General features: G+C 61.0%; 14 protein-coding genes and 2 tRNA genes. 8 read left to right on the forward strand and 8 right to left on the reverse strand.

Annotation, left to right across the window (positions count from 1 at the left end; translation table 11 throughout):
- Position 1 precedes the first annotated feature (1 nt).
- Together KYG_RS25550 and KYG_RS19595 are read right to left on the reverse strand one after the other, a co-directional pair.
- Positions 2-130: a transcriptional regulator domain-containing protein gene (locus tag KYG_RS25550; protein ID WP_369750076.1), complete on the reverse strand. Its 129-nt coding sequence runs from the start codon at positions 128-130 to the stop codon at positions 2-4.
- Between the two features lie 354 nt (positions 131-484).
- Positions 485-688, reverse strand: a complete 204-nt coding sequence (locus KYG_RS19595) for a hypothetical protein (RefSeq protein WP_008906666.1) — start codon at positions 686-688, stop codon at positions 485-487.
- 392 nt (positions 689-1,080) lie between these two features.
- Here KYG_RS19595 and KYG_RS19600 point away from each other — a divergent pair, with 392 nt between their 5' ends.
- The 8 genes from KYG_RS19600 to KYG_RS19625 all read left to right on the forward strand — a co-directional run bounded on the left by KYG_RS19600 (position 1,081) and on the right by KYG_RS19625 (position 7,774).
- Entirely contained in the window at positions 1,081-2,427 is a 1,347-nt protein-coding gene (locus tag KYG_RS19600) for a site-specific integrase (protein ID WP_008906667.1), read from the forward strand.
- A 103-nt stretch (positions 2,428-2,530) separates the two neighbouring features.
- Positions 2,531-3,268: a helix-turn-helix domain-containing protein gene (locus KYG_RS19605; RefSeq protein WP_008906668.1), complete on the forward strand. Its 738-nt coding sequence runs from the start codon at positions 2,531-2,533 to the stop codon at positions 3,266-3,268.
- 358 nt (positions 3,269-3,626) lie between these two features.
- Positions 3,627-3,959 (forward strand): hypothetical protein, encoded by a 333-nt coding sequence (locus tag KYG_RS24540; RefSeq protein WP_139019422.1) that lies wholly within the window; start codon positions 3,627-3,629, stop codon positions 3,957-3,959.
- A 159-nt stretch (positions 3,960-4,118) separates the two neighbouring features.
- Positions 4,119-4,343 (forward strand): hypothetical protein, encoded by a 225-nt coding sequence (locus KYG_RS19610; protein WP_008906669.1) that lies wholly within the window; start codon positions 4,119-4,121, stop codon positions 4,341-4,343.
- The gene (locus tag KYG_RS19615; RefSeq protein ID WP_034695466.1) at positions 4,340-6,304 is read left to right on the forward strand and encodes an AAA family ATPase; all 1,965 of its coding nucleotides are present in this window, start codon (positions 4,340-4,342) and stop codon (positions 6,302-6,304) included. The genes KYG_RS19610 and KYG_RS19615 overlap by 4 nt, the downstream gene beginning before the upstream one ends.
- Before the next feature lie 115 nt (positions 6,305-6,419).
- Positions 6,420-6,791 (forward strand): VRR-NUC domain-containing protein, encoded by a 372-nt coding sequence (locus tag KYG_RS19620; protein ID WP_008906671.1) that lies wholly within the window; start codon positions 6,420-6,422, stop codon positions 6,789-6,791.
- A gap of 47 nt (positions 6,792-6,838) precedes the next feature.
- On the forward strand, positions 6,839-7,027 hold the full coding sequence (locus KYG_RS24545; RefSeq protein WP_139019423.1) for a hypothetical protein: 189 nt from the start codon (positions 6,839-6,841) through the stop codon (positions 7,025-7,027).
- Between the two features lie 9 nt (positions 7,028-7,036).
- Positions 7,037-7,774, forward strand: coding sequence for a hypothetical protein (locus KYG_RS19625; protein ID WP_008906672.1), 738 nt, complete (start codon positions 7,037-7,039; stop codon positions 7,772-7,774).
- A 1,016-nt stretch (positions 7,775-8,790) separates the two neighbouring features.
- Here KYG_RS19625 and KYG_RS19630 read toward each other — a convergent pair.
- The 6 genes from KYG_RS19630 to uvrC form a co-directional block, all read right to left on the reverse strand.
- A tRNA-His gene (locus tag KYG_RS19630) sits at positions 8,791-8,866 on the reverse strand.
- A 48-nt stretch (positions 8,867-8,914) separates the two neighbouring features.
- Entirely contained in the window at positions 8,915-10,846 is a 1,932-nt protein-coding gene (locus tag KYG_RS19635; protein WP_008906674.1) for a SurA N-terminal domain-containing protein, read from the reverse strand.
- A gap of 60 nt (positions 10,847-10,906) precedes the next feature.
- A tRNA-Val gene (locus KYG_RS19640) sits at positions 10,907-10,982 on the reverse strand.
- Between the two features lie 16 nt (positions 10,983-10,998).
- The gene (locus KYG_RS19645; protein ID WP_008906675.1) at positions 10,999-11,271 is read right to left on the reverse strand and encodes an HU family DNA-binding protein; all 273 of its coding nucleotides are present in this window, start codon (positions 11,269-11,271) and stop codon (positions 10,999-11,001) included.
- 367 nt (positions 11,272-11,638) lie between these two features.
- The gene (gene pgsA / locus KYG_RS19650; RefSeq protein WP_008906676.1) at positions 11,639-12,205 is read right to left on the reverse strand and encodes a CDP-diacylglycerol--glycerol-3-phosphate 3-phosphatidyltransferase; all 567 of its coding nucleotides are present in this window, start codon (positions 12,203-12,205) and stop codon (positions 11,639-11,641) included.
- Between the two features lie 45 nt (positions 12,206-12,250).
- Positions 12,251-14,251 (reverse strand): excinuclease ABC subunit UvrC, encoded by a 2,001-nt coding sequence (uvrC, locus tag KYG_RS19655; protein ID WP_008906677.1) that lies wholly within the window; start codon positions 14,249-14,251, stop codon positions 12,251-12,253.
- Between the last annotated feature and the right edge of the window lie 81 nt (positions 14,252-14,332).

Here is a 14,332-nt window from a genome sequence, read left to right on the forward strand (position 1 = left end):
TTCAATCGGCGCCAACAATCAACTCATATGCAGCGACGTAATCGGGATTGCGGCGAAGAAATTGCCAAGCCCATTGCTGGGCCGTCCGGTCGTTTGTGGACTCAGATGAGGTGGAGGGTTGTTGTGCCACGAGGTTGCTCCGTCTTCGGCCCAGTCTAGGCGAAGCTGACTAGGCACTCGCGGGCCGCGTCACAGCTATGTCACAGTTGCTACCAAAGTTCGGCATAAACCGGCACTACTGCGGGCTGTTAAAATCATTTCGTCTAGAGTGAAGACAGCAATTGGCGACAATTGACAGCAGTTCGCGCCGGAGTTCGTAATGAGAAGGTCGGGTGTTCGATTCATCTCTCCGGCACCATATAAAAAGCCCTGATTCGCAAGAGTCAGGGCTTTTTGTTGCGACGGCACCTCGTGCTGTCGCGTCGCACTGAAACGCCCGGCAGGATTGCTCGCGAGTCTGGCCCGCCACAAGGGGCCGGGTCAACTATCGATTCGGCTGCGGAACAGCGGCATAGTTCATCGCAATGGCCTGCACCACCGCACCGACAATCGCGCCGTCACCAGCGCTCTGGGGCAGCACTTCCCGCACGATCTGGACCGCATATTCGAGTTGCTCCTTTGCAAGGGCAGCTGCCATGGCATTGCCACGCTTTTCACTGGGCGACGCATCGCGGATCACATGACTCATAAAACTTCCTGAGAGAGTTGAATGCGCAGTATGCGCTTCACCGTCGATCCCCAACGCAAATCCATGGAGCCAATCAGCAAAGAAACACCATGATGGGATGGACACAACGTAGTGCCAGAACTGCCGGCAAGCCAAACAAAAAGGCGCTGCAACCAAAGTTGCAGCGCCTTTTGATTATTTGGGGTGGCTGATGGGGCTCGAACCCACGACAACAGGAATCACAATCCTGACTTTTTAGTATTTCACCCCGTTGATTGATGCTGATAGAATCAATACAAATCAACAACTTAGGCGTAAAGCACTGGACAAGTGAACAGCCTTATCGTTGATTGAAATTCGGCAATTTCTACTGAATTTGCCTACAGATTGCCTACAGATTTCGAAGGGGCACCATGAGCAAGCCACAAAACCGCGTGAGGCTGACCGCTGGCCGGGTTGACGCCTTCACCTGCCCGGCTGGTAAATCCCAGGCTTTTCTATGGGACACCGAAGCCCCAGCACTGGCGCTGCGTGTGACGCCTACGGGCCGTAAAACCTACGTGTTTGAATCGCGCTTGAACGGGGCGACCTTGCGCCTGAGCATCGGCACTGCCGCCGATTGGCCGCTTGAAAAGGCCAGAGGCGAGGCACAGCGTCTAAAGGTGCTGGTGGACAGTGGACAAGACCCCCGAGAGCTTGAGCGCCAGCAACAGGCCGCCCAGGCCGCCGAAAGGGCCGCAGCCGTTGCAAAGGTGAAAGCCGACAAAGTGGCCGCCGTAACCGTGGGCGAAGTCTGGGCGGACTACCTAGAAAAGCGCCGCCCGTTTTGGGGCGACCTGCACTACCGTGACCATATCGACAAGGCAAAGGCCGGGGGTTTGCCATCGGGCCGCCGTGGTGGGGGTAAGCAACTGACCAAGCCGGGGCCGCTGGCCGCACTGATGCCGCTGGCGCTGAAAGACCTTGACCAAGCCACGATAGAACGATGGGCCGCCGATGAAGGCAAAACCCGCCCATCATCCGCCCGGCTGGCATGGCGACTGCTGACCGTATTTCTGACATGGTGCGCGGAACAGGCGGAATATGCCGCCTTGCTGCCCGACAAAAACCCCGCCAAGACCAAGAAAGCACGCGAGGCGCTGGGCAAGGCAGGGACGAAATCAGATGTGTTGCAGCGTGAGCAACTGGCCGCATGGTTTGCCGCCGTGCAACAGATAAAGAACCCAGTTATCGCCACCTGCCTGCAAATGATGCTGCTGACGGGTGCGCGCCCTGGCGAGGTGCTGGCGCTTCGCTGGGAGGATGTAAACACCCAATGGAAGGGAATCAGCATCCGCGACAAGGTGGAAGGCACACGCGAGATTCCCGCAACGCCTTATATGCTGCACTTGCTGGCCGCCCTGCCCCGCCGCAATGAATGGGTGTTTTCCAGCCCCACAAGCGCCAGCGGGTGCCTGACCGAACCCAACAACCCGCACACGCGGGCCTGCAAGGCTGCCGGGCTGGAGGGGCTTACCCTGCATGGCCTGCGCCGCTCCTTTGCCAGTCTGACCGAATGGCTGGAAGTGCCTGCCGGGGTGGTGGCGCAGATTCAAGGCCACAAGCCATCGGCAACCGCTGAAAAGCATTACAAGGTGCGCCCGTTGGAACTGCTGCGCGTGCACCATGAGCGCATAGAGGCGTGGATTTTGGAACAGGCCGGAATTGTGTTTGATGCCAAGGCCGCGCCCGGTGCGCTGCGCGTGGTGCAAGCCGCGTAAACGTTTCGCCCCAGCTAGGCAGGGCCGCAATCCTGCCGAAAAGTCGGCCACCTTCACCGACCTGCTGGGGCACCTTATGAGGGCTGCACTTTGAAGGGGTGCTATGTCCAAGATTCAATATTTCCCGCCCATGTTTGAGCGCCTGACGCCCCGCACGCCGTGGGCAGGTGGCCGAATGGTTGACACCGATGTTTTGACGCTGGCAGAGGCCGCAAGCATGGCAACAAAGCACGCCGGGGAGCCCGTCACCATTGGCGATTTTCTGCGCGCCGCTGCCCGTGGCGAGATAACGCTAAGGGCCATCGTTCACCGCACAGCGAAGGTGCAAAAACACGACGGGGGCATTTATTGCAATGGAGGGCAGGAAAACGAAAACAGGGTTCCCGCTCGTGCTATCGCAACATTGCCGCTTACCGCTTGCCAACATTTGGCCGCCGCTGGCCGTGCAAGCTGGCGCACGTTTGACGGTTTCGAGTTGGTGGAAGGTGTTTTGCAGCGCTACACAAAAGGCGAGCTAGTAGCAGGTGAACCCGACTTTGAAACCGTGCCCGATGATTGCCGCGTGGTGGGCTATGACGTTCACGCCCTGGCTGACGAATACACCGCACCAGAGGCAACGCAAGCCGAGCCCCAGGCAGCGCCCGTGGAGGCAGACAGCGCCAGCGATGCGCCCGACACAAGCAAGGGCACGCCGCCCAAGCTAACCGAAGTCGACAAGGCCGAAATTCTGCGCCTTTATAACCGTGGGCGAGGAGCATCCGTCAATGCCATGGCGAAGCAATTTAATGTGTCCCGCCCGACCATTGAAAAGGTTTTGCAGCGCGCCGGAATCAAGAAATAGTGCAATCCATGGGGTTGCAAAGGGGTTGCAACAACCCCCGCGCAACCCGCATGAAATAAGGCTTTTTGCAAATTGCAAGGGGCTGCATATTGCGTGCAGCCGGGGTTGCAGCAAGCCAATACAGCCATCGCAACAAACCCGAAAGGGACTCAACGATGGCACACCAACTGCTTACCCCACTGGCGCAAGAAACCCGCGCTGCACTGCCCACTAGCGAGGCCGCCGGACACCTGAGCCGCGCACAGCAAACCCTTCGCATTTGGGCTTGCCGAGAGGATGGCCCAATCCGTCCAATCCGCATCAATGGCCGCCTTGCATGGCCCGTGTCGGAACTGCGCCGCGTGCTGGGGGTGGCAGTATGAGCCGCCGTCAACAACCTGTTGAGCGCCCGTCTATCGGTTCGCTGGGTGACTGCCTGGAGCAAACAGCGCGCTACAAGCCGCTGGGTTTCGCAAAGATAACCGCCGTTGAATATGACGAATTGAGGCTGCACATAGAGCCTGATACCGCCTGCATGTTTGACGCGTCAGTGACGATATTTATCCGCGCCGGGGTAACACCTGAACACGCCCGCGCAATTCTGAAAGAGGCCGCCCGCTGCTTGAAAGGTTATGACACGCTGGAACCGTGGACGCCGCAAGAGCCTTTGAAATCAGCGCCGTTTGGCGATGACGAAACGATTCCATTCTGAGGGCCACTGACGATGAAAAAAATCAGTACCCAAAATGGAAAGGCCCCCGCACCGACCAAGACGCAAGGGGCCCACGGTGAACAACTTTCGTTTCTGCCGCCCCCGCCATTTTGCCCGACATGGCCCCAGCGTGGAACCCTTGCCGATAAGGCGCTGGGCATGTTGATGGATGGCCGCCTGATTGACCATCCCGACTTCGAGAACAGCACGCAATCCTGGCGACTGGGTGCCGTGATTTTCACGCTGCGCACCTTGGGCTGGCCCGTGGAAACTATCGAGGTTCCAAGCCCCACGGAACATAGCCCCGACCGCATCATTGCGCTGTACCGACTTGACCCGAAATACACCGCGCAAGCCCTGGCGATGAATGGGGGTGCCGCGTGATAGGAGACACCGCAAAAGCAATCGACGCATTGCACGCCATCCCGCCCGACATAGACCGCGATTCATGGGTGAAGGTTGCGATGGGAGCGCACGCCGCCGGGGTGGACTTCGACACCTTCGACACTTGGAGCGCCGGGGCTGGCAATTACGACGCCGCAGCCGCCCGTGATGTGTGGCGCAGCATCAAGCCGGGTAAGGGTGTGGGAGCCGGAAGCCTCTACCGTAAGGCTGCTGAGAATGGCTGGCGCATGGACGGTAAACCCCAGCAACGCCCGCCACAAGCCCCCAGGAAGGCCGCAGAGCCCCCGCGCAAGCCCGCCCCTGGCATGGGTGCCGCTGAGGTGTGGGCACGCTGCGAACAAGCCACAAACGGGCATGCCTACATTCAGCAAAAGCACGCCGCCGGGGTGCCGTTGGATGCCCTGCGCGTGGTGCCTTCTGGCGACCCGCTGCGCATTGCCGGGCAGAGCATGGCCGGGTGTTTGGTGGTGCCTGCATTCGCTGCTGATGGTGCGCTGCAAAGCCTGCAACTGATACCGCCGCCCGGTGCTGGAAAGAAGCTAAACCTGCCCGGTGCGCCGATGGCCGGGGCATCGTTTGCCGTGGGCGAACCGGTGCCCGGTGCGCCGCTGTATGTGTGCGAGGGTGTGGGGCAAGCGTGGGCCGTTTGGCAGGCAACCGGGCATGCTGCTGTGGTGGCGTTTGGGGCTGGAAATATGGCCCGCGTGGCTGCTGACCTGCGCCAGCGTGACGCATCCGCCCGGCTGGTGCTGGTGCCCGATGTGGGCAAAGAATCAGACGCTGAAAAGATAGCCCGTGAACTGCAATGCGCCGTGGCCTACATGCCCCAAGGTGAGGTGCAGAACTTCGATGCAAACGACCTGGCGCAACGTGACGGGCACGACGTTTTAGCCGTACTGCTGGAGGCTGCAACAGAGCCCCCAAAGCCCGCGCCGCGTTACAAGCTGCTGGGAGCCGGTGAACTGCGCGACCTGCCCCCGCTGGCGTGGCGTGTGCGTGGTGTGCTGCCTGCCGTGGGGCTTGCTGCGCTGTATGGGCCAAGCGCATCCGGTAAATCATTCCTGGCCTTTGACATGGCCGCCGCCATTGCCGAGGGGCAACGCTGGTTTGATTGCCGGGTGGAGGCTGCGCCCGTGGTTTATGCCGCGCTGGAAGGTGAAGCCGGGTTCAAGCTGCGCGCCCAGGCATGGGAAGTTAGCCGGGGCCGTGCGCTGCCTGATGGCCTGCGCATGATGCTGCAACCGTTCAAGCTGACCGATGGGCAGGACGTGCTAGACCTTGCCGCCGTGGTGCCTGCTGGTGCTGTGGTGGTGCTGGACACCTTGAACCGCGCTGCACCGACTGCCGACGAAAACAGTTCACGCGACATGGGCGAGATTCTGGAGGCCGCAAAGACCTTGCAGGCCATGACCCGTGGCCTAGTGCTGCTGGTACACCACACGGGCAAGAATGCCGCCGCTGGCCTGCGTGGGCACAGTTCGCTATTCGCTGCGATGGATGCCGCAATCGAGGTTTCACGCGATGGCGACCGCCGGGAATGGAAGGTTGCGAAAAGCAAGGACGGGCAGGACGGCACAGCGCACCCGTTCAAGCTGCAAGTGGAAACGCTGGGAGTGGAGGAAACGGGCGAGGCCATTACATCGTGCGTAGTGCTGCGCGACACCGCCGCCCAGGATGTGCGCGCCGTGAAGCTGCCCCAGGGTGGCAATCAGCGGGTGGTGTTGGATGCTCTGCGCCCATTGTTCAAGGACGGCACAACCGGCAAGCCTGGAGCCCCGCCGCTGCGCCCATGCATCGAGCTGGAGGCCGCGATAACCGCCGCCGCGTCCAAGCTGACATGCCCGACAGACAAGCGAACTTCACGCACCAGAGAGGCAATCACGGGGCTGGTGGCGCGTGGTGTGCTGGGCTGCAATGAGGGGTGGCTATGGCAACAGTGACCCGCCGAAATTCTCCGTTTTCTCCGTTTTCGGAGAGTTCCGACGCCGAAATTCTCCGCCCCCCCTTTAATAGGGGGGTGGTTTTCGGAGGGGTTTCCGGTGGGGAGGTTTTGCAATGACTGCTGACCTTTTCGGACTGGAACAACAGACACCCCGAACCAACAGCCGCCCCGAGGCTGCCGCCCTGGTGGAAGTCTTGAAGGCACTGCGAACGCATCCCGCCGTGGCATGGGCCGAGCGCATGAACACCGGAGCCGCACGGGTGGGCAACCGCTTTATCCGTTTCGGCTGGCCGGGCTGCCCTGACGTGCTGGGGCAAATGAAGGATGGCCGTTTGCTGGGTGTGGAAGTGAAAGCCCAAGCCGGACGGCTGCGACCCGAGCAAGCCCTATTCCTGGCGCGCATCCGTGCCGCTGGTGGCGTGGCCTTTGTGGCGCGTGACCTGCGCGACGTACTGCGGGCACTGGGCGAGGCGCAGGGGCCATAACAAACCGCCGCACCGTCCCGCATCCATCAATCAACCGAAAGACAAATATGTTCCAAAAATCATCCGGGCAACAGCCGCCCCGAGAACTGGCCGCCGCATTGGCGAAGTTTGAAACAGCACAGCACGAACAACTGGCGCGAGGTGTTGCAGCCCATGCCGCGATGCCCCACAACCTGACCAAACAACAGCGCGCAGCCGTCATGACGATGGCCCGCCGTTTGAACCCTTCACTTTGAAAGAACACCATGCAAGCAATCATCAAAAACACCCGTTTCACCGAAGCGCAAAACACCCTGGCCGAACTGAGCGCCGCATTCAATGCAGCCACTGCCGAGGAATCGCGTTTGCTGGGACTGCTGGCCGCGCCTGCCGATACGTTCGACCCCCTGGCCGCTGGCCTGCGCCTGCTGCGTGGCGAGCCTGCACAGCGCAACGACAGCACGGGCATCAATCGTGAGCTTGCCCAGGTGCGCGAGCGTCTGGACACCCTGCGCCCCGCCGTTGAAGCGCAACGGGCCGCCGTGGCAGCCGTCCAAAGCGAACTGAGCGCCGCAGTAAATGCACAAGCCCAACCGGCGCACACAAAGAGCCTGCAAGGCGTGGCTGATGCACTGGAGGGCCTACGGGCTGCGCTGGCTGCTGAGGCTGCTGTGAGGGGTTCTATCGAGGCCGCCGGGTATCGGTGCAGCCTGGAGGCAGTGGCAGAGCCTGAACTGAGCTTTGCCGACACACAAAGCGCCGCGTCCCGCCTGCTGGGTGATGTAACCCGCCGCCTGGAGGTGGAACGCCTGCGCGCTGGTGGGCCGGTGAATGTCCGTCTGCTGGTGGATTGCACGGGGTTTGGCGACGGTGGCGATGTGGTGAAACTCGCCGGGCCGGACGCTGCGCATGTGGTGGGGCTGGGACATGGTGAGCAGACCCAGGCAAAGCCCAGCAAGACACCGCGCCCGCTGGCTGCGACTGCTGAGGCCATCCTGAGCTAAGAGGGATAGGCGGGCCTTCGGGCCTGCCGTTTACACCACATGCAAAACACTGCAAAAACGCTTGAAGCCGCCGGGGTTCGCGTGAACGTTCGCCCGTTTGGCTTTGAGCTGCTGGGGCATGGGCACCGCGTCCTAGTGGCCGACCTGCAAGCCCTTGACCGTCACGACATAGCCGCACTGACCGGAACACAAAGGCCAGCACTGGGTAAGCATGGTTTCCGGCTGGGGCGCGATGGCCTGCCGCTTGAGTAGGGGGCAGGCTCAAATTTGGGCCGCACTGCCGGGAAACCGATTCAGTCTCCTTTTTGCACACACCCGCGAGTTGAGAATATTTTTCTGGAGGTGTGGCAAGGGTGGGGGGGCACGGTCAAAACGTACACCCTGCCGAAATGTAAACCGACTGTTCTGGTTTGCGATAACGCTAACGCACAACTTGTCGTGCGCGCGCGCGAGGCAGGGGCCGGTGCAAAGTCTGAGCAGAGCGACATGTAAACCGGCAGTACAGCCAAGCAACGCTAAACGTACAAGAAAAAAAGTTGCGGGGGTGGGGGGCCGTTCAAAGTCTGCAATCCGCGAACTGGCGACACCCCCTTGCTTCGCACGCGCAGAAAATAACCCCCCGTTGAAAGCAATCAGCAAATGGCCGGAATCAAAGGACGCAGCGGAGGTGCACGAAAGAACGCAGGTGGCCGCCGTGCTGGCGCTGGAAGGCCGCTAGGTAGCCGCAACAAGCCCCGCCTGATACATGGGCTGCCTGAGACAAGCGACCCGCTGCAATGGCTTTTGGCAGCAATGAACCATGAAGCCCTGCCGCTGCGCCTGCGCATGGCCTGCGCCGTGGCTCTGCTGCCGTACTGGCACATCCGCAAGGGATGACACCGCAAGCCCCCGCCGTGGGGCTTTTTTGCGCCTGCCGCTGGCGCTGCATTCGGGCAAGTTGCCTACAGATTGCCTACAAGCAACAGAAAAGAAAAAACCCCACTACCAAATTGATAGCGGGGTTTCCTTTGTTTACTTGGGGTGGCTGATGGGGCTCGAACCCACGACAACAGGAATCACAATCCTGGACTCTACCAACTGAGCTACAGCCACCGTAGCTTTATATTATAGCTCGAAATTCGTACCTTGGCCGATAGTTGCTCAGTTTTCTGCTGAGACCAGCGGATTGGAGGAGGGTCGTGGCGCCTTGATATCGGCCTTGAAACGCCTCTTGAGGAATTCGTAGTACGCCTGTCCTTCAGCCGTTGCCCACCATTGCATGTACTGCTGGCGCTCTTGCTGCGCACGCTGGGTGTCTGGAGCTGCGCGAGGAATCACACGGTTCACCTTGACCACCGCATAGCCTTCGTTTCCAAGATCCACACCGACCCAAGCGGGAAGCGCATTATCCGTCGGTGCATACAGGGCGGCGTCAATAAGCTGACGAGGCAGATTGTGGTTCTGCTCCCTCGAAACCTGGAGCGCTGTGCCAAGACCGGAGGCGCTGGAAGGTGACGCCTTCCATGCTGCAAGCTTCGCCTCGCCTTCTTTGCGAGACAACTCCGAGGCTTTCTGCGCAACGTAGAGTTCGCGCACCCGGGCACGCACCTCGTCCAGCGGAAGCGTTTTGGCAGGGGTGTACTGAACCACACGCCCTGCTACAAGCTGGCTGGGGCCCACTTCAACAGCTTCGGTGTTTCGCTTGTTCTGAAGCGAGTCTGAAGAGAACAATGCTTCAAGGAACTTGGCGTTGGCCAGCGGGCCGGCTGCACCCGGGGCGGCCGTGCGTGTGACACCGGAAGCCGTTTGCACCTTAAGCTGGAGCTTGTCCGCGACTGGCTTGAGGCTGTCCGCCTGCTCGTACACGCTGTTTGTGAACGTCTCTGCCACTTCGGCGAATTTGCGCTGAGCCTGTTGCTGCTTGAGTTCGCTCTCCAGCGTTGGGCGCAACTCTTCGAATGTGGGCAGGCGCGGGGCCTTGATGTCAGTCAGCTGGATGATGTGGTACCCAAAATCGGTTTCCACCACATCACTGACCTCACCTTTCTTGAGCGCAAAGGCAGCGTCTTCAAACGGCTTGACCATGGCGCCACGACCAAAGAAGTTGAGGTCGCCTCCTGCCGTGGCAGAGCCCTTGTCGTCCGACGCCTTGCTTGCCACGTCGGCAAACGTAGCTGGCGCCTTGCGTACCTGGTCAAGCAGCTCCATCGCGCGGGACTTGGCTTTCTCGCGGTCCGCAGCAGGCGCGTCTTTTGGCGCGTTGATCAAAATGTGGCTGGCCCGGCGCTCTTCCTTTCCGGCCATACGCTCCACATTCTCCTTGTAGTAAGTGCGCAGGTCCTCTTCGTTGAGGGTGATGCCGGCACGCACGCTTTCGAGGTCGAGCACCACGTATTCCACTGCTGCCTGCTCAAGTTGCTGGAACTGTGCTGGATTGGCCTGATAGTAAGCTTGGAGATCCTCATCGGTGGCGGCCACCTTGCTGGCGAAATCCGATGCCTTGAAGCGGGCCACCTGAATTTCCCGCTGCTCATACAGGGGATCGAGCGACAGCTTGACCTGGGCATCGGTGCCGAAGGCAGTGCCCAACACGCCAGCCATCACCTGGTTCACAGAAAGGTCGCGGCGAACACTGGCCTCAAAGCCTTCCGGTGTCAGGCCCTGAGCCCCCACCAAAGCACGGTACGCCTCGGCATCCAGGGTGCCATCGGGACGCTTGAGACCGGCGATGGCGGGAATTTCCTGCAGGCTCCGGGCCAAACGGGAGTCGCTCGTCACCAAATGCATGTCCTTGGCTGCAGCGGCCAGCACCCTGTCACGCACCAGACGTTCCAGCGTCGCGTAGCGCGCCTGAGGAGAGTCCAGAAGCTTGGGATCGATCGAGGGAGACTGCGCGCGCATGCGATCGGTCTCCATGCGATGCGCATTGTCCCAGTCCGACTGGTTGATCTTCTCGCCATCGACACGCGCGACCACCGGGCTCTTTTCAGAGAAGTAGTTGCTGTCAATGCCCACCAGCACAAACGATGGAATGATCAGCAAGAACAATAAGACCATGACGATCTTGGAGTGCTTGCGGATGGATTCAAACATGGTCGATCTTTCAGAAGGCAAAAAACAAAAGGCGAACTTGCGTTCGCCTTTGTTCGGTGGTGGTGGGTCCTGACGGTCTCGAACCGCCGACCTACTCCGTGTAAAGGAGCCGCTCTACCAACTGAGCTAAGGACCCCACCTGAAACTGATCATCAGTTCAAGGCATCTTTCAATGCCTTGCCTGGACGAAACTTCGGAACTTTAGCAGCTTTGATTTTAATCGTGGCGCCGGTGCGGGGATTACGGCCTGTGCGAGCAGCACGCTTGCCTACAGCGAAAGTACCGAAACCGACGAGCGAAACGGTGCCACCCTTTTTCAGGGTCTTCTTGACGGCCTCGATCGTGGATTCCAGGGCACGCGCAGCGGCGGCCTTGGAGATGTCGGCGTTGGTAGCGATGTGCTCAATCAGTTCGGTTTTGTTCACAAGAAGCCTCTCGGGAAAAGAGTTGATGGAATGTCTCGTGGATATCTGGTCTTCACACGTCCGAAAGCGCAGCCAGTGGCTGGTTGAGAGTCAGACGGGGAATGACTGGCATACACAGCATGGGCTGCTGCATCAGATTAAAGCCATCGAGTTTCCGGGTGTCAATACAACACGCTGATTTGGCGCAGCGTCGTACTGAATTCTAGTCGCATTTCACGCAGCGTCAGGGGTTGCGGGAGGTTTTGTCTCAAACACGCCGTATGGGCAGCATTCCGTATTGACACGCGATTTACCGCGACCCCGTGGCGCGCCGCCAAGCATGCAGACGCCTTCGAAAGCTGGCGAAATCGGGCGCGCAAGCCACCGTTCATTTCACGCGCGCACGGATTTCCGGCAGCGCTTTTTGCAGGTAATACACCATCGACCAGACCGTGAGAACCGCGGAGGCCCAGATGAGCCAGGTGCCCCAGACACCCGTGTCGATCACGCCCAACAGGCGCCCGTCGTACAGCAGGAAGGGAATGGCCAGCATCTGCACCGTCGTCTTGACCTTGCCGATCATGTGCACCGCAACGCTCTTGCTGGCGCCAATCTGTGCCATCCACTCGCGCAGGGCCGAGATCGCGATCTCGCGGCCGATGATGATGAGGGCCACAAATACGTCGGCACGCTGCAGATGCACCAGCACCAGCAGCGACGCACACACCAGAAACTTGTCGGCCACCGGATCAAGGAAGGCGCCGAAGGACGAAGTCTGGTTAAGCTTGCGGGCCAAATATCCGTCCAGCCAGTCGGTGGCGGCGAACACCACGAACATCACGGTGGCAATCAGATTGCGCGTGGCCGGGTCCAGCGGTGCGTAGAACACCCCCACGATCAAAGGTATCGCGACGATGCGCGTCCAGGTCATCAAGGTGGGGATAGTCCAGAACATGGCGGCGATTGTGTCACGGCGCAGCCGTGGAACGGCACACGGGGCTTATCTCAGTGCCTTGTAAATTTCTTCTGCCAACTCGCGCGAGATGCCATCCACGGTGACCAGGTCTTCCACGCTCGCTGAGGCCACCCCACGCACCCCACCAAAACGTTGCAACAACCGCGCGCGCTTCTTGGGGCCCACCCCCGCAATTTCTTCCAGTTGCCCGCCCCCCACCCGCACCTTGGCCCGCGCCGCGCGCATGCCGGTGATGGCAAAGCGGTGGGCCTCATCGCGGATCTGCGCCACCAGCATCAGCGCCGCCGAGTCCTTGCCCAGGTAGACCTTCTCGCGCCCGTCGGCAAACACCAGCTCTTCCAGGCCCACCTTGCGGCCCTCGCCCTTCTCCACGCCCACGATGCGGGTGAGGTCCAGCCCCAGCGCGGTGAACACCTCGCGCGCCACGCCCACCTGGCCCTTGCCGCCGTCGATGAGCACCAGGTCGGGCAGGCGCGCCGCCCCCTTGCGGGTGGGCGTGCCGGCCTCGGCGTCCGGGGCGGCAAAGTCGATACCGCCTTCCTCGCGCTGCGCCTCCACCACCTTGCTGTAGCGGCGCGTGAGCACCTGGCGCATGGCAGCGTAGTCGTCACCGCCGGTGATGCCTTCGATCTTGTAGCGGCGGTATTCGCTGCTCTGCATCTTGTGGTGGTGGAACACAACACACGACGCCTGGGTGGATTCGCCCGCCGTGTGCGAGATGTCGAAACACTCGATGGTGAGCTGATCGAGGTCTTCGGGTGGCAGGTCCAGCGCCTCGGCCAGGGCGCGGGTGCGGGCCTGCTGCGAGCCCTCTTCGGCCAGCAGGCGGGCCAGTTGCAGGTCTGCATTCTTTTGCGCCATGTCCAGCCAGGCACGGCGCTGTTCACGCGGCTGATGGATGGCCGACACGCGCACGCCCGTCTGCGCAGAGAGCGCCTCCATCAGCGCCCTGTCCACCGGCACGCTGGTGACAAGCACCGGGGGCAAAGGTACACCGATGTAGTGCTGGGCAATGAAGGCCTCCAGCACCTGCGCTTCGACAGGACGGGCAGGCGCAGCCCGCGTACTGGGCTCAGCACCAGCACCCTCAGGTTGCGCCTCCTCCTCTTCTTCAAACACGGCCGCGGCATCTTCCACATGGACCGGGAAATAGGGTCGATCCCCCAGATGCCGCCCGCCGCGCACCATGGCCAGGTTCACGCAGGCGCGGCCACCCTGCACCCGCACGGCCAGAATGTCCACGTCCTTGTCATCCGCGATCTCGATGGATTGCTGGTGCAGCACGCGTGACAGCGCCTGGATCTGGTTGCGCACTTCAGCGGCCTGTTCAAATTCGAGCTTGCCGGAATGCTCCATCATCCGCGCCTCCATGGCCTGCAGAACCTCCTGCGTTTCGCCGCGCAGCAGGGCCTCTGCATGCTGCACGTCGGCGGCGTACGCCTCGGGCGAGATGAGATCAACACAGGGGCCGGTGCAGCGCTTGATCTGGAACAGCAGGCAAGGCCGCGTGCGGTTCGCAAAAACCGTGTCTTCACACGTACGCAGGCGAAACACCTTCTGCAGTAGCTGGATGGTTTCCTTGACCGCCCAGGCGCTCGGGTAAGGCCCGAAATAGCGATGGCGCTTGTCCACAGCCCCCCGGTAATAGGCCATGCGCGGAAACTTTTGACCCGGTGCGTCACCCGCTCCGGCAGCGGTGCCGGTGATCTTGAGGTACGGGTAGCTCTTGTCGTCGCGGAACAGGATGTTGAACCGGGGGTTCAACGTCTTGATCAGGTTGTTTTCCAGCAGCAGCGCTTCGGCCTCGGAGCGCACCACCGTGGTCTCCATCCGCTCGATCTTGCTGACCATGTGGCCTATGCGTGTGCCACCATGGTTCTTGGTGAAGTAGCTCGACACGCGCCGCTTCAGGTGCCTCGCCTTGCCCACATACAGCAGCGCGCCCTGGGCGTCGAAATAGCGGTAAACACCGGGCAACGCGGGCAGCGCAGCCACCTGTGCCAGCAGTTCTTCGGAATGGGACATGGCGCGTATTGTGGCCCGGCCCACGGTCCGGTTCCAGTACTATGAAAAATATAGCTGCCAACGCTTATCCATCAAGCGCTA

The sequence above is a fragment of the Acidovorax sp. NO-1 genome (assembly GCF_000238595.1).
GTDB lineage: Bacteria > Pseudomonadota > Gammaproteobacteria > Burkholderiales > Burkholderiaceae_C > Acidovorax.

Bases quoted from the DNA above. Each gene is read 5' to 3' on its own strand.
- KYG_RS19595 (WP_008906666.1), bottom strand. From the start codon at position 688: ATGAGTCATGTGATCCGCGATGCGTCGCCCAGTGAAAAGCGTGGCAAT.
- KYG_RS19600 (WP_008906667.1), top strand. From the start codon at position 1,081: ATGAGCAAGCCACAAAACCGCGTGAGGCTGACCGCTGGCCGGGTTGAC.
- KYG_RS19605 (WP_008906668.1), top strand. From the start codon at position 2,531: ATGTCCAAGATTCAATATTTCCCGCCCATGTTTGAGCGCCTGACGCCC.
- KYG_RS24540 (WP_139019422.1), top strand. From the start codon at position 3,627: ATGAGCCGCCGTCAACAACCTGTTGAGCGCCCGTCTATCGGTTCGCTG.
- KYG_RS19610 (WP_008906669.1), top strand. From the start codon at position 4,119: ATGTTGATGGATGGCCGCCTGATTGACCATCCCGACTTCGAGAACAGC.
- KYG_RS19620 (WP_008906671.1), top strand. From the start codon at position 6,420: ATGACTGCTGACCTTTTCGGACTGGAACAACAGACACCCCGAACCAAC.
- KYG_RS24545 (WP_139019423.1), top strand. From the start codon at position 6,839: ATGTTCCAAAAATCATCCGGGCAACAGCCGCCCCGAGAACTGGCCGCC.
- KYG_RS19625 (WP_008906672.1), top strand. From the start codon at position 7,037: ATGCAAGCAATCATCAAAAACACCCGTTTCACCGAAGCGCAAAACACC.
- KYG_RS19635 (WP_008906674.1), bottom strand. From the start codon at position 10,846: ATGTTTGAATCCATCCGCAAGCACTCCAAGATCGTCATGGTCTTATTG.
- pgsA (WP_008906676.1), bottom strand. From the start codon at position 12,205: ATGTTCTGGACTATCCCCACCTTGATGACCTGGACGCGCATCGTCGCG.
- uvrC (WP_008906677.1), bottom strand. From the start codon at position 14,251: ATGTCCCATTCCGAAGAACTGCTGGCACAGGTGGCTGCGCTGCCCGCG.